We start from the raw sequence: 23,258 nt of genomic DNA, 5'->3' as shown, positions 1-23,258 counted from the left end.
AAACTTGCACGAGGGGGTCAGGCTTGAAATGAAACATAAGAAATCAAGGAAACTTAGCTCCCGATTCATTCTGCTTTTCTCTGCTCTTGCGCTTCCGTTGCTTCTTATATTATTTGGTGCCGGCCATTACGCTCAAAAAATTGTTCTAACGCAAGTAGCCAATTCTTATCAAAACTTGGTTAACTCCAATCTTCATATGATCGATCGGAGTTTGAATGATATTACAACGAACATGGTTTATATCGTTGATCATGATGAGAATTTCCAGAAGTTCGGGAGGAGTGACCTCACCGATTCCGAGTATTATTTTGCCCAAATGGAGCTCCTTCAACGGAACACAGCCTATCGCTCCTACTATCATACGGTGGACATGTTCTACATTTATTCCAGGGCAACGGATCGGCTTGCAACGACCAATGTCATTCCGGGATCGGATCATGATCAGGTTAAAGATTGGATCACTAATTCCCTGGAAACATCTGATGCACGACAATCCTTGATGTATCAATGGTCGATCGTGCGAATCGGCAATCAACATTTTCTTCACCGGGTTGTGGGCAACGATACGAGCAATAACACGTTCATAGGTGCGCTAATCAACGTGAACACTTTGAAAATGGCGTTGGGGAATCTCGATTTGCGTGAAGGCGGAGACGTCTTGTTCGCAGGCGAAGACGGGACAGTCCTATCTGACATTTCTCCAACTTTAAATAAGAAGTTCCGGTTACCGGCTGAGAAGCTGATGGCGAATACCTCTTTTTCCTTTTCGGACGAGGGAGAAGATCTTTTTATTATAACGAGCAGCTCTCCTGTCAGCAGGATCAACATGGCCGTTGTTCTGCCTTATTCTGAGCTGTTGCGAGGGCTGAAAAGTTTCGAAACCTTTACTTATCTGCTTCCTTTGATCGTGTTCCTTATTCTGCTTATTTATTTGTATATTTTGCGAAGAATAATTTATCATCCGATCCTTCTGCTTCTCGGGGCAATTCGCAGAACGAAAGACGGGGATATGGAAATGAAGCTGCCGGGCTCTTCCATCACCGAATTTGATATCATTCACCACACCTTCAATACGATGGTGGATGAAATCAAAGGTTTAAAGATCGGCGTGTATGAAGAAAGGTTGAATGCGCAGAAGGCCGAGATGAAGCATTTGCAGATGCAAATTAATCCCCATTTCTTTCTTAATACGTTAAACATCATTTTTCAATTAGCAGACATGAAACGCTTTGAGCTGGTGAAAAAGACCGTCCGCCATGTCGTTCAGTATTTTCGGTTCATGTTAAATGCGAGTCGAGATACAATCACGGTCGATCAGGAGATCGCGCATATCCGCAATTACTTGGAAATCCAAAAGATGCGTTATCAAGAATCTTTCGAATTTAAGCTAGACATTGCAGAGGAGCTGCGAGAAGCACAAATTCCCTCGCTTATTGTCCAGCCTTTTGTCGAAAATGCGATGATACACGGCATGAGCGTGAAGGGCGAGCCGTTCACGCTGCATATTTTAGCAGGACTAGACCAAGCAGATAACAAACGAATGGTTCTGGAAGTGAAGGATAGTGGCAAAGGGGTCTCGCCTGAGCTGCTCGAAGCCTTATCGACGGAATGGAGGGGGCAGGTGTCGGAAGGCAATCATATCGGAATTTGGAATGTGAAAAGAAGGATGTCGATTCGCTATGGCGATCAAGCGGCAATTGTTTTCTTTCACAATGCGCCACGCGGATTAGGAGTACGGTTGCATCTTCCGATCGAACATGTAAAGGAGCAGGATGAGCGATGACGCAAATGCTGGTTGTGGATGATGAACGGTTTGCTGTTGAGGGAATTTGCCAGTGTGCAGACTGGCGTGCATTAGGGATTGAATCGGTGCATACGGCCAATCATGCCGATGAAGCGAGAAAAATTCTAATGGAGTACCGAATTGACATCCTGATTTGTGATATTGAGATGCCGGATGAAGACGGGCTGTCGCTCGTTCGCTGGACGAAGGAAAATTCTCCATGTACCGAATCGTTATTTCTTACCTGCCATTCGGAGTTTACTTATGCCAAGCAGGCTATCAATTTGGGCAGCTTTGATTATCTGCTCAAGCCTGTGGATGGAGAGGAGCTGGCACAAGCAGTTAAACGTATGCTTCAGGCAATTAAAGAGAAGGAAGAGAGCATACAGCATAACGAGATGTATCTAAAGTACAAGGAATTGTGGAAAAAGCAGCAGCCCCTGTTGGCTGAGCGTTTCTGGCAGGATTTGCTGTCCCGGCGCATCTTTGCCTTTGGCGATTTTCTAGAACGAGCCATTCAAGATGCGCAATTAGATTTGGGTGCAACGGACAAGGTCATGCCCATTCTAATAAGCATTGAGGAATGGCAGAAGCCATTGGATGCGCGAGATCAGGAGATTATGGAATATGCATTAAAGAAGGCGGCAGAAGAGGTTTTTCTATCAGGCTCCCATTACGCCGGTGATGTTATTACAGATCGGAGCGGAGTGCTATTGGTGTTGGTCCGGGAGAATGGTTTTAGCGGGGATGATTGGACGCAGGCCTGCACGAGGTTTATTGATGTTTGCCGTACCTACTTTTACTGTCAGGTCACTTGTTATGTCGGCCGTCTGGCGCAATTGCAGGAGGTATCTCGATTGTGCGAAGCGCTGAAGAGCATGGAGCGGAACAATGTTAACCAAAAGGAGTCTGTCATTTTTTACAAGCCGCAAGCGGTTACGGTTGGCTCCTTGCCAGTCCCCAACCACATCGACGTTTCGCTATGGTCGGCCTATATGCTCAATGGAGAGCGGGACAAGCTGATCGAGCTGATTCATCAGAGCATAGAACAGCTTGAAGCGACGCCAACGCTTACTCAACAGCAGTTGGATACGTATTACCATGATACGCTGCAGGTTGTCTACAATTATCTTCATGTTAAGGGGATTAAAGCGGATGATGTGCCTCAATTTTCAATCTTGACAGCGATTCCAATCCGCAACTTATCGCAGTACAAGCATTGGTCTGAAAATCTGATATGGGCCGTTATGGATACTGTTCTAGCCAATAGGGAATCGGATGGGGTTGTGAAGAAAGTGATTCAATTCATAAAGGAGCAAGTGGAGGAGAATATCTCACGGGATGACGTGGCCAATCATGTGAATTTGAATCCGGCGTATTTGTCTCGCCTTTTCAAGAAAGAAACGGGCGCCAATTTGATTGATTATCTCATTGAGACAAAGATGAAACGTGCCAAGCAATTATTGGAATCAACTTCGCTGACAGTAAGTGGAGTTGCACTGCAGGTTGGCTACAGTAACTTCTCGCATTTTACAAAAATGTTCAAAAAGCAGTTTGGCATGAACCCACAGGAATATCGCAACGCAATGTCACAAAACGACTAAACCCAGGTTACAAAAACGGCGGAGGCGCAACAACGTTCGAAGTATACTGAGGTCATACAAAACTAAACAAGTAGGTGGAGCGTATGGCCGCAGTAGATTTAGCGGTAGGAAAGAATGCCCAGACGCATACTCGTCGAAAAAGTGTTCTGAAAAAAGTATGGCATTATCGAGCACTTATTATTTTAGCGTTGCCAGGGATTATCATGCTATTCATCAACAACTATCTCCCTATGTTCGGGATTTTCCTTGCTTTTAAGGATTTGAACTATACCGAGGGGATATGGGGAAGCAAATGGGTCGGGTTTAAAAACTTCGAGTTTCTATTTGCATCCAATGACGCATGGAAAATTATTAAGCACACGCTGCTGTACAACGTTGCTTTTCTAGTCATCAACACCGTGCTTGCTGTGCTTCTTGCGATTCTGCTCAATGAAGTGAAAAACCGAGTGTTATCGAAGGTGTTCCAAAGCACCGCAATATTGCCTAATTTCGTCTCCATGGTTATCGTTGGCTATTTGGTATTCGGTTTCTTGAATCCAGAGCTCGGTTTCGTTAATAAATCGATATTGGAACCGATGGGGAAAGAAACGGTAGCGTGGTATGCTTCGCCGGAGTATTGGCCCTATATCCTGACAATCGTTAATACTTGGAAATCAGTCGGCTATGCTGCCATCGTCTATCTAGCTGCCATTATCGGAATTGACCAAGAATATTATGAAGCGGCCAAGATTGATGGCGCAGGCAAGTGGAGGCAAATGACGGCCATTACGATTCCGCTGATCACGCCGGTTATTATCATTTTGACGCTGTTAGCGATAGGAAGAATTTTCAGTGCGGATTTCGGATTGTTCTATCAAGCGACTATGGCCTCCTCGATGCTGAAGGAAACGACCGAAGTTATCGATACCTACGTCTACAATGCGTTGCTGGTAACGGGAGATACGGGACTTGCCTCTTCAGCCGGCCTTTTACAGTCGGTTGTAGGATTCGTGCTTGTGATTTCAGTCAACTTCATCGTAAGAAAATTCAGCAAAGAGAACGCGTTGTTCTAGGAGAGGATGGGCGAGGTGTTAAACAAGCGAACGAACCCGTTTATCATTGTATTTTTAAGCCTTTTCAGTTTGGCGTGCGTGATCCCGTTCTGGCTCGTGCTGACGGTGTCCATTTCGAATGAGAATGATATCGCCTCGTACGGCTATCGTTTCTGGCCCAAAAAAATTGATCTGGTCGCTTATCAATATTTGATTCACGACTCCGCCAATATTATTCGTGCTTACGGGGTGACGATTTTTGTCACGGTTGTAGGTGTGGTCGCCAGCTTATTCATTACATCTGCGATGGCTTACACGCTGTCTAGAATTGATTTTCCGTTTAGAAATGCCCTTGGTTTTTACGTGTTTTTCACCATGCTGTTCTCTGGCGGCCTGCTGCCTTGGTATCTCGTATACACGAGGTTCCTCCATGTGCAGGATACGTTGTTGGCGCTCATATTGCCGGGGCTGCTTAGTGGTTTCAATGTGTTTATAATGCGTACGTTCTTTACCAACAGCATTCCGCCATCCTTGCTTGATTCCGCTCAGATTGATGGAGCAAGTGAGTATCGAACGTACTTCAGTATCATTTTGCCGCTTTCTTTGCCAGTCATGGCAACGATCGGTTTGTTCACGGTAGTATCGTACTGGAACGACTGGTTTACAAGCTTGGTGTTCATAAGTAATGAGAATCTCTACTCGTTGCAGTACTTGCTTAACAAAACACTGATGAATGCAGCTTTTCTACAATCTATAGCCGACAAAGCCTATAGTAATACAGCGAATGTGACGCAGCCGCTGGAATCGATTCGAATGGCGATGGCTATGGTCGCAATAGGACCGCTCGTGCTCGTGTTTCCGTTTCTACAGAAGTACTTCGTTAAAGGCTTGACTGTAGGTGCTGTGAAGGGCTAGATCCGAAATTATTTCGGTTTAGTATATAGAAGGCCATTATACTTGCTAATTCTTAGGGGGGTTACAACATGAAACGATTCAAGAAAGCATCTATGGTGTTGACGACACTGCTAATGTCTGTTGCGCTTGCAACAACAGGTTGCTCGAGCGGCAAAAATTCCGAAGGCAATGGCAATGCAGGCGGAGAAGGGGCAACAACGAAAACGAACGCAGATGGAACGAAGTCGTTATCGCCCTATGAGGTTGTTATGGTTTATCCGGATTCGCCGCAAGATGATATTGGAACTGTGCAAAGCGCAATGAATGACTATTTGAAGCAGACTTACCCCGATCTAAATATGACCGTTAAGCTGAATCCGATCGATTGGGGCGCGTGGAGCGATAAAACCAATTTAATGATGGCTTCAAGCGAGAAGTTCGATCTGATGTTTACAGCGGATTGGCTCGGGTATAACCAACAGGTATCTAAAGGCGGTTTGCTCCCGTTGAACGATCTGTTGGCACAATATGGACCCGATATTGAAGCAGTAGAGAAGGATTACCACGAGCCAGCTAAACGCGGCGGCAAGCTATACGGCATTCATACGCATCAGGAATTGGGCGGAACCCAAGGCGTCTATCTCGATAAAGCTTTGGTAGATAAATATAAGTTTGATTTGAGCGTGTTCAAATCCGGCAAGGTGGAAGAACTGGATTCGATGTTGGCGACAATCAAAGCGAACGAGCCAGGCATAACGCCACTCGTTGCTCCAAGTTTCCCGCTTGAAGCGTACTACTCTTCCGGGACGACGGATAGCGTCGGCAGCTTGGCTGTCGTGAATGTTCTGGGAACAGATCCGAAGGACTATACGGTTGTTAACACGTTCTCTACTCCGCGCTATATGGAACTAGCGAAGCTCACCTTTAAGTGGTTTAAAGCCGGTTATATCAACAAAGACGCTTTGACTCCTGGCCTTGACGTATGGAAAAAGTTCCAGTCAGGCAAGGCGTTTGCTCTAGTTGGGGATATGGATATTATCGCAGATATGTCGATCGGCTCCGTGGCGAAATCGCCGAACGGCTCTTTGAAAGCAGGCCGCGAAGTATTGCAAATTCCATTGAATGTTGACCGATTGCAAACCGGCAAGATGACAGCAACCATGCAGGCGATTTCCAAGACATCCAAGGACCCTGCTCGCGCAATGATGCTATTAAATCTGTTCTTTAAAGATCAAAAATTGCTCACGTTATTCAACTTTGGTGTCGAGGGCAAGCATTATGTGATGAAGGACGGGCAAATCGCATTGCCAGAAGGCAAAACGAACAATGATGTAGGCTACTATCATGATATTATGTGGCAAATCGGCAACCAGATGTTGAACTATACGCGTGTTGGCGAAGATCCAAAGAAATATGAGAATTACGAGAAGTTCAATGCAATGGTGTCTGAGAATCCATCCCGTATTTTCGGATTCATCTTTGATCCAGAGCCGGTGAAGAACGAAATGATTGCAATTGATACAGCACAGAAAGCATTTGCGGATGGCATCAAATCGGGCCAACTCGATCCTGAGGTTAACATTCCGAAAATGATCGAAAAGCAAAATGCAGCGGGAGCGGGCAAAGTTATTGCGGAAGCACAGAAGCAGCTCGACGCTTGGCTCAAGGCTAACGGCAAATAAGAAGTAGTTGCAAAGGGTATAACTTACGCGGTTATACCCTTTGTTTGTACGTGCAAGAAGCCAATTTTACAATTATTAGGAGGATATTATGGGGATGAAGAAAACAATATTGCTCTGCACGTTATCCGTCATTGCTGCGGGACAAGGAGAGATTCCGTTTCAAGGCAACGCAGGAGATGCACAAGTCGCACATGCTGGAGCAGCAAATGGAATAGCAACCATGCAAGAAATGTTGAAAACGGTTACTTCAATTTCTGTAGATAAAGCGCGCTATCTGCCTGGTGAAGAAGTCACGCTGACAATCAAGCTGGCGGACCGAGTGGACTGGACGGGAACATTGAATTTGCAAATTTATCAAATCAATGAGTTAGTAGCTAGTGGAGCAAAGACGGTAGCGGTGAAGCAAGGACAAGGGGAGCTGCAGGTCAAATGGAAAGCGCCCGAACGGGATTTTACAGGCTATTTGGTGAAGGCATCGGTGAATGGCGCTAGCGAGAATGATTTTGCAACCGCTGCCATTGATGTATCAAGCGATTGGAAACGGTATCCGCGTTATGGGTATGTTAGTGAGTTTCCGAATGAAACGGCAGAGCAAAGCGATGCTAAGCTAAAGCAATTATCGCAAGATTACTATCTGAATGGGTATCAGTTTTACGATTGGATGTGGCGTCACGACGTCTCGGTTTATTCCAAAACCGATGAAAACGGCAAACCGCTGAAGGATGGGAATGGCAATTATATTACGGAAGAAATCAATGCTAGCACCCATTATACTGATCTGCTTGGGCGAACGCTTTATCCAATGTCCGTCAAGCAGCAGGTAGAATCGGCACAAAAATATGGGTCTGCTGCAATGGCTTATCAGATGAATTACGCAGCCCGAGAGAATTATACGGATTTCGGCGTTAGCCCGGAATGGGGATTGTATAACAAGTCAGCGCAGTTCCCCCTTGACCCAACAAATCCGCAGAAGGATCAGAACGGGTTTACATTTGAAGTTAATGGCAAGCCAACATCCTTGTTTTTGCAGGATCCCGGAAATACGGCATGGCAGGCGTATATATCGAAACAATTTAATCGTTCGGTGAATGTATTTGGCTTCGATGGGATTCATCTCGATCAATGGGGCGCTAGCGACAATGATTTCCTTTACGATTACAACGGAAACAAACGATATTACTCGCTGGATTACGATAAGTTGATTGGCGCCGTCAAGGATTCGCTTGTAGCGAACAATCCAAAGAAAAGCGATGTTACGCTCAACATGGTTGGCGGCAATGCCGACTATAGTGCGGTTACGAATCCACAAACGAAAACAGACTTTGATTATAGTGAAATATGGCAGGATCGCAATCAATATCGTGACTTGCAGAAAGTCGTAGAGGATACGAGAGGAAAAAACGGGGGCAAAGCGATGGTCATCGCTGGCTACATGAACTATAAGCAGGCGACAGGAGTGACGACCCGTGGCACTGATGCAATGGATGTACCGGCAGAAGCAGATTATCAATCCCGTATAACCAAGGCATACGGGTGGGTCGGCAACTTTGGTCGTAAGGATACGGATGCGGTTACCTTCACGGTTAACGCGCCCGTTAAGGGATCATACGAGCTGACACTAAATTATGGCCAAGGCAACGGGTCTGGGTATCCAGAGGGGAAGTTAACGGTAAACGGTCAGGTTGCTGCAGATGCAATAGCATTTGATTCAAATACGGGATGGGGTAATCCGGTATCTGGGTCCAAAGTGAATCTTGAGCTTGAGGCAGGGACGAATACCGTCAAGTTAACATTGAATACGAATGGGCTATGGTTGAATTTGGCGAGCCTTGATGTAAAGGGACAAGGGATTGAAGAACGCTTTGAAGCGGTAGATGCTAAGCTGGATACGGTCATTGTCGATCAGTATAGCAATGTCTATAACTTTGATACGAAAGGCGACTATGTAACCTTCCACGTGAATGTGCCTGCTGAAGGAGACTATCCGCTTGGGTTCAGTTATGCCTCTGACTGGCAGAGTGTAGATCGCGAACTCGTTGTGAATGATGTCCAACAAGGCCGTGTAGCGTTTCAAGGAGCAGGCGCATGGGATAAATTCACGAAACGGGAAAACATGTCTACTGTGCATCTAGCTGCAGGCAACAATACGGTCAAACTAGCAGCCCCTAAGGATGATATGGGCATCAAACTGCAATATATGACTGTCGGGGCAAATAAATATTATGCGCTCTACGCGGATATTCCGCAGACAAACAGCATTAAGCAGAGCGAAAGCAAGACGGATAACTTTGGCCAAGCGGGTCAGAGCATCACTTATACAGTGAATAACGCCCAAGCTGTCGATAGCATTACTGTGCTATACCACGGCGATAACGATCCTGTCATGTCGGTGCTAGTCGATGGCCAGCCCGCGCAGCAGGCACAGAATGTGGCGTTCCTGCGGACATCAGGCGGTTGGGATGGTGCAATGCAGCCGAAGACGCTGACGGTAGCAATTCCGGCAGGCAAGCACGAAGTGACGCTGAAGATGGAGTCTAGCGGGCAATATATTAACGTTGGGGGCATCCTTGTTGGCGGTTTTGAATACAGCACGGGCAGCGCACAGGGTGACGGCGGTGTCGTGCCATTGGTAGGCTATGTATATGATTTCAATAATGAGAATGACCGGGTTGTATTCGATGTGACGGCAGATGCAGCTGGCAGTTATGATCTGAACTGGGTGTACCAGAATAATGCGCCAAACGCAGGGACGGCGATTCGCAGCGTAACGGTTGGCGACGGGCAAAGCGTACCGGTAAGCTTTGTGCCTACGCTGGGCAATTCTTGGCAGACAGCCGTAACAAGCGGCGTACAGCTGCAGCAAGGGAACAATCGCATTGAAATTAAAATGAATGCTCAGGCAGACAATGGGATCAAGCTAGATAAGCTGACCGTTCAAACAAGCGGCTCTCCAGCGGATGAAGCTTATGCCTATGAGGCGGAAAGCATTCGGGAAGCAGAAACTTTTTCCCTGTATAAAGATACGGTCATTAACTTCGGTGAAATTGGCCAACAGGTGACGTATCCAGTGACGATTCCGCAGACTGGCGAGCAAAGCTTGATCTTCACTTACTCGAATGCTGGCGCGAGCACCTCTCGTTCCGTTTATATCGATGGCGTTCGGGCAAAAGATGCAGGCGGGAATGACTTGAAAGTTTGGTTCTCGGGCACCGAGAGCAAAGATAGATACAGCGAAGACGGCTATGTCATCGTTCCTGCTATGACAGCGGGGAATCATACCGTAACCTTGAAGGCGGAAGCGGACGATGAGCGGGGCACGGTTCAGCTTCGAGGCGTGACAGCCGGGTATTTCAACGAGCCTTCCGTTCGGTTAATGGATGCAGCATTGGCAACAATGGGAGCCACGCACATTGAAATCGGCACTGCGGAACGGATTGAAGAAGGGCCCAACATGCTGGCACACGAGTATTATCCGAACCGAAGCAAGAAAATGACGGTGAATACGAAAGAAGCGATGAAAGATTACTATAAGTTCTTCGCTGCCTATGAAAATTTGCTCTTTGATAGCAAGGTGGATACTTCCGGAACGATCGGCGTAAAGGATGCTAACGGCGATGCTATGCAAACAAGCAAGGATGGAACAGCGAATACGCTTTGGTACACGGTTCGCACAAATGCTGGTAATGCGAGCTTTGAAACGTATGATCTCATTCATTTGGTTTCGGATTGGCGCAATGCGGCGAATGAGCCGGCGCTTCTGCAAGATATTCAGGTCGATTATGCGCTCGGGCTTACGCAGGACGCAGCTCCAAATCTGAAAGTATACGCGGCTACTCCGGATGGCAATGAAGGAGCCATGAAAGAACTAACTTACACTTGGAACGGAGACCATATCCTCATTAACGTTCCTTCGGTCTCTTATTGGTCGATGCTCGTAGTGGACCGCAATCCCCAACAGGGCACGGTACAACAGATCTTTAATGCTGGCGGCAATTCTTCTTCATCTGGTACAGGCATTCCAGTTGTGGTTCCACCAGCGGCTGATGGACTGAAAGTTGTTACAGTGCAAGAGCTTCAGCAGGCGAATGGCGGCAAAGTAATGATTGCATTACCAAGCGAAATGAAGTCTGTACGAATTCCTGCAGAAGCAGGCGAGCTGCTCGGAAGCAACAAGCTAGAGCTGCAGTACGGACCGCTTGCATTGAGCTGGAATGCCGGTGCGATTAAGAAGCTGTGCGCTGGTGCAGCCAAGCAGGAAGGGGCTTATCTAGAGGTAAAGCTTACTCCGATTGATAACCCGGCTAAAGGAACTCCGTCACAAGCATTCGTGCAAAAAGGGGGCTTTTATTCCCTCCAAATGACTTTGAAGATGAAGGACGGCACAACGCTCGAGACTGAAAGCCTGGAGCCGGGCGTAAACCTTGCCTACCGTGTAGACGGGTTAAAAATGAGCGGTAAATTGCTCGGTCTTTATGTCTATGACAAAAAGAGTGGGCAGTGGGCGTATGCCGGAGGGCATTACAATACGAATGACAAGAGTTTCTATGCCGGACTAGCAACGCAGGGGGCATTCGCGTTCTTCGAGTATGAGAAATCTTTCGTAGATGTGCCAAGCACCCATTGGGCTTTCGAGGCAGTTTCGTCTTTGGTTGCGAAGCAAGCGATCAAAGGGGTGACGGAATTTAACTTTGCACCTTCTGAAACGAGCTCTCGAGCACAGATTGCAGCGATGGTAGCACGAGCTTTGAATCTGGAGAGCAAGGGCAGTGATGCTTCGTTCATTGATGTACCTGCGACAGCATGGTATGCAGAAGAGCTAACCGCTGCATATGAGACAGGATTGGTGCAGGGCAGTGTTGGCGGTAAGTTTATGCCGAATGCCCCAATTACCCGTCAAGAATTGGCGGTTATGTTAGTAAGGGCATATAGCGCATTTGGCAGTCATGCATTCACGAGTAAGGAAAGAGAATATACGGATGCTGATCAGATCGCAGCCTGGGCGAAGGACGCCGTAAAAAAAGCGACTGAATATGGACTCCTGCAAGGATTGCAGAATGGGGAGTTTGCTCCGACGCGCAATTGCACACGCAGTGAAGTAGCTATGGCATTAGACAACTTGCTTAATCGAGTAAATAACTCGAGTATTTAACGGAGTGAAACACCTTCAAGTGTATCCAGATTTCGAATTCGAAAGTGCTGGGTACAATCTTGAAGGTGTTTTTCATATTCTGCAAGGTTGCGATTTAGAAGATTTCTTTCACTTTATAAAGTAACCTGAGCCAATGCGTTGAGCTTCAGGATAAAAGGAGGATGATTGATTATGCCAACCTTAGTAACAAACTCTTTAAAGAATGCGCTCAACCCAACGATTCTAACCAGCAAGGGCGCCAGTACAGTAAATCGCCAAGGAGGATATTGTTTTTACTCGGACAACCCGGAAAGTGTTACAAACGGGCCGGCGTTAGGTAGTTTCGATCTGGTGGATGGAGGCGGGAAACGGTGGCTTAACAAAGCAACAGTAAATGGAGCGGGACTTGTTTATATGTGGCACACCAATGGCTCGGGCGCACCGTTTAAGCATGCACTGCTCATTTACAATCCCAACAGTTTCGCGATTTCCGTTTCATCCTCCAACAATGGTCTCACGCAATCCAATGGCGGTTCGGACATTGCAGGATGGACACAGTACTTTTCAGGAAACAATCACTTGCCGACCCCGATCGTTATTCAGCCAAACGCATTCGGGACGATTTTCCAACAAACCATCTCAGCAGGTTATAACTTCGGTATTGTGGCACGCACCAATGTCGTGAACAACAGCACCGGTGCTGCTGCGAATGCGATCTTCTACGATGTTGCCTATCTTAATACGAACATCGGTGCAACGGATTGGGCAACGTTGAAAAGTCCATCGATGCGGAGAGGCGTGGCGCCGACATACTACAATCCTATGAACTTAGCGGAAATTGCACCTGTTGATACAAACGGCATTGCATATAGAGTTTGCGGATCGGCTGCGAATCCTGGCGTGTTCGGTACAGACGATATCCCGACAGTGACAGACTACGCGCCGACGGGCAATAACTCGACGGGGTTGCTTGAAGGCGGTTTTGGCCAGCAATACGCTGTTTCGATGAAGATCAAGAACACATTCACTGTATCAAAGAACTTCCTGATTATGATCGGCAAAACGGCGGCTTCCGGCGGTTCCGGATTTCCTTTCGTTAATATGGCGGGTGTATCCCAATCATACGCTTGGGTAGGACCGGGCTACTACTGCGATATGATCGACACAGGCCCTGTAGCAGCCGGGGCTACGATTACGGTTAACTTCTTTATGGTGGTGCCCGCAGTTTCTTCTACCCCCGTAATTATCGGTGCCCGAGTTAAGCCATAACGGGTTTAGTTAGATGGGGAAGTGAATGAGCGGCTTTTTACTTGACCGAAAGGCGGGCCAACCTAAACGTTAGGTTGGCCTATTTTGTATGATCTGAAGCTTGTGTTGATTTCTGTATGACTACACTTGAATGATAATTGGCAGGATCATAGGCCTTCTTTGGGTTTTCGCAAACAAAAATTTCCCGATGGAATCTCTGATCGATTGTTTATAGATTCCCCAATGATTGTTAAGCTTGGTGTATTGCTCCTGAAGCCTCTCAATTTCATCTAAAGTTAGTCGTTGAATTTCTTCCATTAAGCCCTCGGATTCCTTCACGAATACGAAGCCTCTTGATATGACTTCAGGTCCCGAGACAATTTTATTGTCCGATTTTCCGAGCGTCAGCACGATGATGAGAATGCCGTCGGCGGATAACACCTTTCGATCGCGCAAGACGATATTACCGACATCACCAATCCCAAGTCCGTCCACAAGCGTATTCCCGTTAGCTACTTTTCGTTCTTGCATAGCTTCAGAACCGATGAAATCCACAACATCGCCATTGCTAACGATAAAAATGTTGCTTGCGTTTACGCCGACAGATTCCGCTAATATTCGGTGCAAATGAAGCATCCGGTATTCGCCATGAATAGGAATAAAGTATTTTGGCTGCATCAGCGTCAGCATAAGCTTCAATTCCTCTTGGCTTGCATGCCCGGAAACATGCATCCCCGTAACTGTGGCTGAGCCATAGATAACCTTAGCCTTCCTTGCAAAGAGATTATCTACAATGCGCGCCACGTTTCTTTCGTTGCCTGGGATAGGGGAAGAAGCAAAAATAACCGTGTCTCCAGGAGCAATGCCAATCTGGCGATGGTTGCCGCTTGCAATTCGTCCTAAAGCGGCCATCGGTTCCCCTTGGCTTCCCGTGCAAAGAACAACAATTTCATGGTTTTTATATTTGTTAACTTCTGATAGTTCCACAAGCTGGTTTGCAGCAATGCTCAAATACCCTAACGTTGAAGCTACATCCACAACGTTCACCATGCTCCTGCCAGCAAGAGCAACCTTGCGGCCCGTCTTTTCGGCTGCGTCGAAAATCTGTTGCAATCGATGTACGTTGGACGCAAAGGTTGAAATAAATATTTTTCCATCTGCGTTTATGAAAGCTTCAAGGATGTTTGCGCCGACTAATCGTTCAGAAGGCGTGAAGCCGGGACGTTCTGCATTGGTGCTTTCAGACAAAAGGGCAAGCACACCGTTTTTCCCGATTTCAGCCATTTTATGAATATCAGCGAATTGATCATTGACCGGAGTGAAATCGAACTTAAAATCGCCAGTATGTACGACTGTGCCTTGAGGCGTGTGAAAGGCGATGCCTAAGCAATCAGGGATACTATGGCTAGTCGTAAAAAAACTTAACGGAATGCTTCCAAGAACGACTTTGGAATCAGCATCAATCTGATGCAACGCTGTCGTGCCCAGCAGGCGATGTTCTTTTAATTTTCCTTTGATTAGACCCAAAGTAAGTCGGCTTGCGTAGATCGGCATATTGAACTGTTTAATGATATAAGGGATACCGCCGATATGGTCCTCGTGGCCATGGGTAACCACAAGCCCTCTAACCTTTTCTTTATTTTCAAGCAAATAAGCAATATCCGGGACAATTAAATCAATCCCTAATAAGCTTTCATCCGGAAACTTTGAGCCGCAATCAACGATGATGATGTCGTCATCATATTGAATGACATACATATTTTTTCCAATCTCATTGACGCCGCCAAGGGGGATAATTGAGAGCCGGTTTTTCACCTCGTGCATGGTAAACCTCCATTGGGCTTTGTAAATTCCGATTTGTTTTGCCCTTTGCGCTTCCTGTTTATTCCGCTTCTGCCTGTCGAATCGGACATATCTGCTTCTATTTATAATTTTGTCAGAATAGGTTCATTCTAATTTGCAGACAACGCCTAGAATCGAATGAATGGCTTAACGGCTATCGTTCCATGCTGGTTATTGGGAGGGGCTTTAGCATCGAGATGGAAATTGAAACAGAAATGTCCTATGGATCCGATTATCATTATTTGCCGGTGACCTCCTTAGAAAGTGGTGTCGGCCAAGAGATTATGCCTGATTTATTTGGTTTGACTGTCCAGATCGTGAACGTTTTGTTCGTAGGCTCGCCTGAAGACCAACATTGGATGCTCATTGATGCCGGGATGCCGGGTTCTGCCAGCCACATCATTCAAGCAGCAGAGCAACGCTTCGGACCGAATTGCTCTCCTAGAGCTATTGTGCTGACCCATGGCCATTTCGACCATGTCGGTTCGATTATTGAACTGATTGCGCATTGGGATGTGCCCGTGTACGCCCATCCATTAGAATTCCCTTTCCTGACAGGCAAACAAGCTTATTTGCCAGCTGATCCTTCAGTAGGTGGAGGACTGGTGTCACGAATGTCCCCATGGTTCCCTAATGAGCCAATCAATCTCGGAGACAAGCTGCGGAGGCTGCCAGCGGACAGGTCAATTCCTGATCTTCCGCAATGGAGGTGGATTCACACGAAAGGGCATACGCCAGGCCATGTTTCATTGTTCCATTCGGGTGCCAGAGCTTTAATCGCGGGCGATGCTTTTGTTACTGTGAAACAAGAGTCTATCTATAAAGTATTTATGCAAGAAATGGAAATCAGCGGTCCGCCAAAATACTTTACGACGGATTGGCCTTCTGCACGTGACTCCATCATGCAATTAGAAGCGTTGAAGCCATTAATCGCCGTAACGGGGCACGGCAAACCGATGGAAGGGGAGTTGCTGGCAACGAGCCTCCAACGATTGATAACGGACTTTGATGAGATCGCTTTACCTCATGAAGGAAAGTAGAGGAGTATAGAGACGGAGTCCTTCGCAAGCGAAGGAGCAGTATGAAACCGAGGAGCAACAAAAGGGGGGCCAAAAAGCCGCGACGGCTGAGGACACCTCCTTTTTTTGCGCCTGTATGTCATATTGAAGGCGACGCTGGTGCGTACAGCAGTCTGCTCATTGCAGTTCATACAATAGAATCAAACTCGAGCGTGGAACTGTGGTAACATCATTGCAAAATGTGCAACGGGAAAGACGGCTTTCTATATTCCGGGCCCATTTTATCTATTCTGGATCGTGTCTCGTTGCATGAACTGCAATGGGAGCGTCTAGTGAAGGCAAATCGTCTTTTTCTCGTTGTACAGCGTGCAATGGCGTGGTCGACGCGCTGCGCAGCAGCCTCTTTTTTCATGAGCGATTCTTGTCCTTTGATTTATGTATAAACAGATCGTTTTTTCGTAAAAACAAAAAACTGCACCTTGACCCGAAAAACGAGGGGTATACATAAGGGAACAATCTAACTAAAATTAGCTAATTCCCATGGTGGCAGCCATTGGCGTTAAGCAAGTTTCTGTACCGTTTTGAAAACGATTCCAAAAGGAGATGAACTTATGAACAAGATTAGTCATGAGGTGGAGGGATTTGTGAAAGCAGAGGGCCGCAAGATCGTAAACGGCGCAGGCCAAGCGTTTTTGCTGCGCGGCGTCGGATTGGGCAGTTGGTTGCTGCCCGAGGGTTACATGTGGCGCTTCCCGGTAGCGGGCGACCGCCCGCGGCGGATTGAGAAGATGGTTGATGAGTTGATCGGCGAAGACAAGGCGAAGCAATTTTGGGACACCTATTATGATGTTTATATTGCGGAGGACGATATTCGCCGCATTGCGGAAGAGGGCTTCAACTCCATACGGGTGCCGATCAATGCCCGGTCGCTGCTGAAGGAAGAGACTAAGCCTATATTCGATGAGCAGCATCTTGCACTTATTGACCGAGTGATCGATTGGTGCAGAACCTATCGGCTGTATGTCGTGCTTGATCTGCACGGTGCGCCTGGCGGGCAGACGGGCGCGAATATCGACGATTCGCGCAACGACCAGCCGGAGCTGTTCCAGGATGAGGCCAACAAGCGCTTGACGGTGGAGATGTGGCGGATGCTGGCCGAGCGCTATAAGGATGAGTGGATTGTAGCCGGATATGATCTGCTTAACGAGCCGCTGCCGGAATATTTTTCGATGTACAACGACCAGATCATGCCATTATACCTCGATATCATACGCGCCATTCGCGAGGTTGACGACAAGCATATGATTATTCTGGAAGGCGCGCATTGGGCGACGGATTGGTCGATTTTCAAAGAGAAGCCGGATGAAAACAACCTGATGCTGCAATTCCATAAATATTGGAATAACCCGGATACAGCGAGCATTCAGAAGTTTCTCGACAAGCGCGACGAGTGGAATGTGCCGATCTATATGGGCGAGGGCGGCGAAAATAATATCGAATGGTACATCGGCGGGTTCCGGTTATACGAGGATCACGATATTTCGTGGAATTTCTGGACGTGGAAAAAACTTGAAACGATCAACTCGCCATGCTCCGTCAACCAGCCGGAAGGGTGGGACAAGCTTGTTTCCTACTTGGAAGGGGGGCAAAAGCCGGAGAGCGGCGAGGCGGAGCGGATTTTGTGGACGTATCTGGATAATCTGCGGATTGAATCGTGCACTTATCATACGGAGGTCGTGAACGCGCTGCTATTTCGGCCTTCCGTACGCATTCCTGCGATCTTCTACGGCTTTCACGGTGCAGGCGTCAGCTATGGCGTCCAGCAGCCAATCAGCCACACGCTTGGCTTCCGCTCGGACGACGGCACTGACATTCGCTTCACCGACAGCCAGCGCGATAAGCCGAACTTCCATCCTGGGCGAGGCTTGGCATGGGAGGCGGACGAATGGCTGCATGTTCGGCTCACGAAGGGCGATTGGCTCGCTTATGAGGTGAATGCGGCGAGCAGCGCTGCGCATACGGTTATGCTGCGCGTTGCCGCGCCGGAAGGGCAGGCGACTGTCGAAGTTGAGATCGACGGCAAAGCGGCGGGGCGAGCGGAGCTCACGGGCAGCGATTGGCAAACCGTTGCATTGAGCGGCTGTTTGTTCTCGGAGGGAAGCAACGGCCGCATCGTGGTTCGCTCAGCTGACGGGCAGGTCGCGCTGGAGTGGCTCTCCGTCGATCCAATAACGTTACAGCCATAACTAAAAAGCAGCCGGCCCTAGTCTTGCATAGGGCTGGCTTGTTTCAATTGGTAGAGATGCGATAATACGTTCTACGAGACTTTTTTGACCATGGGAAGGAATTTCGGCATCGGCATATCGAAGTCAAACATAGAAGCTATGAATTTAACCGATAAAGAGAGGTTAGCGACATGGGGTATATGGATCGAACGACGAAAGAGCTTTACGCTTACTTGCCGGCATTAACAAGAACGGAAAATTTCGATGCATTCTGGGAGGAGACCATTCGCGAGGCAAGAGCTGTTCCGCTCAATCCAGTCAAGCGTAAGGTCGCGCATCCGATTGAGCATGTGGATATTTATGATATTCAATATGATGGGATGGACGGGACACCCATTCACGGCTGGTATATCGTGCCTGCTTTTTTGCAAAAAGATAGTTATCCGTGTTTGATTCACTATCATGGATTTACCCATCATCGGGGGGAGCCATCCGACTTCATGCATTGGGCCATGATGGGGTTTGCCGTCTTGTCAATTGATTGCAGGGATCAAGGCGGGGCCACTGGCAGCCGCGCTTCGTCTACGAGCGGATTTGCGATGAATGTAGCGAGCAGAGGCGTCCATAACCGCTATGAGTATTACTATCGATTTGTGTACATGGACTGCATGAAGGCGATCGATTTTGCTTGCGCCCAAGCAGAAGTTGACAGCTCGCGGATTGTGGTAGAAGGCGGAAGCCAAGGGGGAGCGCTCACGATCGCGATGGCGGCGCTGGATGATCGGCCGGTGCTTGCCATGGCGGATGTGCCAAGCAACAGCAATTTGGAACGGCGCGTAGAAGGGATGCATGGCGCTTTTGCGGCGGTGACGGTATATATCAAGCAGCATCCGGAGCAGCTGGATCATGTGCTGGAGCAGCTTAGCTATTTTGACACGATGAATATGGCGGACCGGATTACCTGCAGCGTGTTCGCCTCAGTAGCATTAAAGGATGAGGTATGCCCGCCCGATATGTTTTTCGCCACGTATAACCGAATCAAGAGCGAGAAGCAAATCAACATTTACCCGTTTAATGGCCACGAAGGCGGCGGCGCTGTGCAAACAGAGGCGAAGCTGGCTTATATAAGGCAAAAATACGCGAGTTGGTTTGCTTGAACACCTAGAGATAGGTGTTTTTAATTAAAATTGTTGAAATCGATTTCAGTCAATGCTAATATCTGTTTGCTAGTATAAAAAATGTATTCGTATGCAACGGTTTCGCTTACATAGCGTGCATGCTTATATGTAGGAGGCTAATCAATGGCAACAATTTTACCGATCGATGAGACGCCGATCATTAATTGTCGGATGCACTATGCAATGATGCTTGCGATCATCACCAAGATGGAAAACCATGAGCCCTGGCTATTCAGCAGCTTCGTGAATTTACAGTGCAACAAGCCGGATTTTCTAGGCAATCTCAACAATGATCTGCGATTTTGCAAGAGTGACAGCCCGGTTTATTATACGTCAATGATTGATTTGGAAGTGATGAGTGCGCCGTCCTTCCAAAAGGTAAATTGCTCCGTTTTGGAGGTGGTGCGCAGCGCGATCGCTAACAAAAAATACGTCTACATGTTCGCAAACAAATTTTATATTCCTTCATCGCCTTTTTATCAAGACATACAGGTTACGCAGGATATTTTGGTGTACGGAGTTGATGAGGACAAGGAGTTGTATTACGTTCTTTGCTACAATAAATATAAGCAGTTTACTACGATTCAGGTTAGCTTTGGCGATATGGAATTAGCGATTCAAAATAGCAATTATGAGTTTTGGAATGAAAAGATGTACTTTATTCAGTGCCCGGAAGGCGCATTCGCATTCAGGCCTCAATGGCATGAGGTGGACACCCGGTTATTGCTGAACGATTTGGTCGATTACATGGAATCCACCTGCAGGTCTGAAGTCGTAAAGCAGAACGTTAACGTGGATTGTTATGATTTTGGCCTATCCATCTATGAGACGATTAAAGGCTGGATTGCCTATGTTTATGCGCATTATGAGCAATTTGATCCGTTAATTGCGCTTACGACCTTATGGGAGCATAAAAAGCTGATGCTTGCCCGCGTTCAGTATTTGAATCAAAGCCAACTGATCAATATGCCCTATGGGTTGGTGCAGGAGTTTGAGCAGCTGGAGAAGCAAGCGGCGCGCTTGCGCAACATTGCTATCAAGATGAAGCTGCGGAATCAGCTGGAGCTTGACCAACTATATGCTATGCTTGATGAGGTGAGAGACATAGAGGTTAAAGCATTGAAAGGGCTAATCCAGCGCTTGGAAGAAAAGCATACGCATTCGTTAGCTTTACACAGCGGGGGCTAGGGAGAGCGAATCGGGCTTCGCAAACGCTATAACAATAAAAGCTGCCTTAGGGCAGCTTTTAAGTGCCGGCTTGGCAGTCTGATGGCTAAAAGACGGTTTTATACTTAACATCTTGAAATCGATTTCAAAACATGTTAGGATGTGATTGTTAAGAAATTCTAGATTTCTTGACCGGAAACAGCTGAATTCCTTTTAATGTTTACAGTTACTTAGCAAGGGGGAGTGTCCTAAGCCTAGGTATTTTTTAAAGGGATAAATGAAATCGTTTACATTTTCAAGTATCGAAATGTTTGCTTAATTAACGAATCGAATACGGTGCAATGTTCAAGTAAAAAGGCATGCATGGCCAGCGTGCAGCTCGTTCATTTGCAGGGCAAAAATATGTAAACGCATACAAACCAAAAACCTAGGTGCTCGATGCGCTTGAAGAAACCTCGAAGAACGATTCTAAATCAGAAGGGGAAATCAAATCCATGATGAAAAAGAAAATTGTAACCGCTCTCACGGTGTTGGCATTGACGGTTCCGTCGCTGCCTGTCACAACCCATGCGGCAGGAGAAGCGGTTCAGGTTTGGCTAACGAACCCGAATAACAATACCTGGCTTGCTCGTCAAGCCGATGTGAATTTCGCGAGCTCCAGCGGCGGCGCCGACTACACGATTAACGTAAACAATGGAACGACTTATCAATCGATGGACGGCTTTGGTGCATCGCTAACAGACAGCTCCGCTTGGCTGCTTGCCAATAAGCTCTCGGCTTCCAAACGAACGGAAGTAATGAACAATCTGTTCGGCCCTTCCGGCATTAACATTAGCGCGCTGCGCCAGCCGATCGGCGCCAGCGACTTCAACTGGGAATCGTGGACTTATGACGATACGACAAACAATGTAGACGACATGAATTTAAATTCATTCTCGCTTTGGAGAGAGGACGCTTATATTCGGCCGATGCTGGACCAGGCGTACAATGTGAACAAAGGCCGGATCAAGCTGTTCGCTGCACCGTGGAGCCCTCCTGCATGGATGAAAACCAATAAAGGACTGAACGGCAACACAGGCGGAACCTTGCGCACGGATGCTTATCAAGCTTATGCCAACTATCTGGTCAAATACCTTCAGCAGTACAGCGCGAAGGGAACGCCGATCTATGCCATGTCCGTTCAAAACGAGCCGAAATTTAACCCGAACTGGCCAGGGATGGTCATGACAGCGAACGAGCAGGTCAATTTCATCAATGTGCTCGGTCCTAAGCTCTCCCAGAACGGGCTCAACACCAAAATCATGGCGTATGACCACAACTATGACGATATCAACTATGCGTCTACGGTTCTTAGCTCCAGCGCTTCGAGCTACGTGAGCGGCAGCGCCTTCCACTATTATTCGAATCTAAGCCACTCGAACCTGACGACTCTCCATAACCAGTATCCGTCCAAAGACATTTGGTTTACGGAAGGCGGAAGCGGCACGTGGATTGGCGGCGGAACGAGCAAAGGCATGTTCCAAGATTTGATCATGCACACGATCCGTTTCCCTCGCAATTGGGCGAAATCGTACATCATGTGGAACATCGCGCTGGATCAAAACGGCGGACCTGCGCTGGCAGGCATTGACGGCACGAACCGCGGCCTGATCACGATCCGTTCCGACGCTACAGACAATGTAAGCTACAATCCGCAATACTACGGTCTTGGACACAGCAGTAAATTCGTTGATCAAGGCGCTAATCGTATCGATACGAACACGTTCCAAGACAGCATGGAAGACGTTGCATACAAAAACCCGGATGGTTCGATCGCACTCATTCTCTCCAACCGTCAAGCAAGCGCGAAGAGCGTGAAGATCCAGTGGGGCTCCCAATCGTTCACGTATCAAGTGCCGGCTGAAGGCGCGATTACGTTCAAATGGTCAGGCAACGGCTCTACAGGCACTGGACCGGTTACGGGCGTTACGCCAGTTGCAGGCGGCACTTATCAGATCACGGCGAAGGTCAGCAGCAAAGCACTTGATGTCACAAGCGGATCGACTGCCGATGGCGCAACGATTCAGCAATGGGATTATGCAGGCGGCAACAATCAGAAATGGACGCTAAGAGATGCGGGGAATGGGTACTACAACATTATCAACCTGAACAGCGGAAAAGGGCTGGACGTGGATGGCAGCTCAACAGCGGACGGAGCCAAAGTCCAACAGTGGACAGTCTCCGGTAGCGGTGGCTTGAATCAGCAGTGGCAGCTCGTTTCCGCAGGTAACGGCTACTACAAGATCATTAACCGAAGCAGCGGCAAGGGATTGGATATTTCCAACAGCTCCACCGCGAACGGCGCTGTTGTTCAACAGTGGACCAGCTTCGGAGGAGACAATCAATTGTTCACCTTCCAAACGCCATAACTTGAGTAAGAAGAGCAGCTGCAATGGCAGCTGCTTTTTTTTTTCGACA

Annotated in this window: 13 protein-coding genes; 12 read left to right on the top strand and 1 reads right to left on the bottom strand. The window is 47.6% G+C overall.

Annotated elements, in window-relative coordinates; translation table 11 throughout:
- Positions 1 to 28 precede the first annotated feature (28 nt).
- The 7 genes from PAECUDRAFT_RS22050 to PAECUDRAFT_RS22020 all read left to right on the top strand — a co-directional run bounded on the left by PAECUDRAFT_RS22050 (position 29) and on the right by PAECUDRAFT_RS22020 (position 13,391).
- A complete protein-coding gene (locus PAECUDRAFT_RS22050) occupies positions 29 to 1,783 on the top strand; it encodes a cache domain-containing sensor histidine kinase (protein WP_006040379.1) in 1,755 nt (584 codons plus the stop codon).
- A complete protein-coding gene (locus tag PAECUDRAFT_RS22045; RefSeq protein WP_006040378.1) occupies positions 1,780 to 3,387 on the top strand; it encodes a helix-turn-helix domain-containing protein in 1,608 nt (535 codons plus the stop codon). Before PAECUDRAFT_RS22050 ends, PAECUDRAFT_RS22045 begins: the two co-directional genes overlap by 4 nt.
- A gap of 83 nt (positions 3,388 to 3,470) precedes the next feature.
- Complete coding sequence (locus PAECUDRAFT_RS22040; protein WP_006040377.1) at positions 3,471 to 4,439, top strand: ABC transporter permease; 969 nt, start codon at positions 3,471 to 3,473, stop codon at positions 4,437 to 4,439.
- Positions 4,440 to 4,445: 6 nt separating this feature from the next.
- Complete coding sequence (locus tag PAECUDRAFT_RS22035; RefSeq protein ID WP_050794413.1) at positions 4,446 to 5,333, top strand: carbohydrate ABC transporter permease; 888 nt, start codon at positions 4,446 to 4,448, stop codon at positions 5,331 to 5,333.
- A gap of 68 nt (positions 5,334 to 5,401) precedes the next feature.
- On the top strand, positions 5,402 to 6,994 hold the full coding sequence (locus tag PAECUDRAFT_RS22030; protein WP_006040375.1) for an ABC transporter substrate-binding protein: 1,593 nt from the start codon (positions 5,402 to 5,404) through the stop codon (positions 6,992 to 6,994).
- A gap of 94 nt (positions 6,995 to 7,088) precedes the next feature.
- The gene (locus PAECUDRAFT_RS22025) at positions 7,089 to 12,143 is read left to right on the top strand and encodes a glycoside hydrolase family 66 protein (RefSeq protein ID WP_233516801.1); all 5,055 of its coding nucleotides are present in this window, start codon (positions 7,089 to 7,091) and stop codon (positions 12,141 to 12,143) included.
- Between the two features lie 171 nt (positions 12,144 to 12,314).
- Complete coding sequence (locus tag PAECUDRAFT_RS22020) at positions 12,315 to 13,391, top strand: hypothetical protein (protein ID WP_006040373.1); 1,077 nt, start codon at positions 12,315 to 12,317, stop codon at positions 13,389 to 13,391.
- Positions 13,392 to 13,511: 120 nt separating this feature from the next.
- On the opposite strand, the gene PAECUDRAFT_RS22015 is transcribed toward PAECUDRAFT_RS22020, so the two are convergent.
- A complete protein-coding gene (locus PAECUDRAFT_RS22015; protein ID WP_006040372.1) occupies positions 13,512 to 15,194 on the bottom strand; it encodes a ribonuclease J in 1,683 nt (560 codons plus the stop codon).
- 221 nt (positions 15,195 to 15,415) lie between these two features.
- Here PAECUDRAFT_RS22015 and PAECUDRAFT_RS22010 point away from each other — a divergent pair, with 221 nt between their 5' ends.
- From PAECUDRAFT_RS22010 to PAECUDRAFT_RS21990, 5 genes are all read left to right on the top strand, one after another.
- Entirely contained in the window at positions 15,416 to 16,252 is an 837-nt protein-coding gene (locus PAECUDRAFT_RS22010; protein WP_040713939.1) for an MBL fold metallo-hydrolase, read from the top strand.
- A 590-nt stretch (positions 16,253 to 16,842) separates the two neighbouring features.
- Positions 16,843 to 18,477 carry a cellulase family glycosylhydrolase gene (locus PAECUDRAFT_RS22005; RefSeq protein WP_006040370.1) on the top strand — a complete coding sequence of 545 codons (1,635 nt, stop codon included), beginning with the start codon at positions 16,843 to 16,845 and terminating at the stop codon, positions 18,475 to 18,477.
- Positions 18,478 to 18,647: 170 nt separating this feature from the next.
- Positions 18,648 to 19,613: an acetylxylan esterase gene (locus tag PAECUDRAFT_RS22000; RefSeq protein WP_006040369.1), complete on the top strand. Its 966-nt coding sequence runs from the start codon at positions 18,648 to 18,650 to the stop codon at positions 19,611 to 19,613.
- A gap of 144 nt (positions 19,614 to 19,757) precedes the next feature.
- Complete coding sequence (locus tag PAECUDRAFT_RS21995) at positions 19,758 to 20,822, top strand: hypothetical protein (RefSeq protein ID WP_006040368.1); 1,065 nt, start codon at positions 19,758 to 19,760, stop codon at positions 20,820 to 20,822.
- A gap of 473 nt (positions 20,823 to 21,295) precedes the next feature.
- On the top strand, positions 21,296 to 23,209 hold the full coding sequence (locus PAECUDRAFT_RS21990; RefSeq protein WP_006040367.1) for an RICIN domain-containing protein: 1,914 nt from the start codon (positions 21,296 to 21,298) through the stop codon (positions 23,207 to 23,209).
- The last annotated feature ends 49 nt before the right edge of the window (positions 23,210 to 23,258 follow it).

Origin of the sequence: Paenibacillus curdlanolyticus YK9 (genome assembly GCF_000179615.1) — a bacterium.
GTDB lineage: Bacteria > Bacillota > Bacilli > Paenibacillales > Paenibacillaceae > Paenibacillus_T > Paenibacillus_T curdlanolyticus.
Note: the sequence above shows the minus strand (reverse complement) of the source record. Positions and strands in the feature narration are given on the sequence as shown.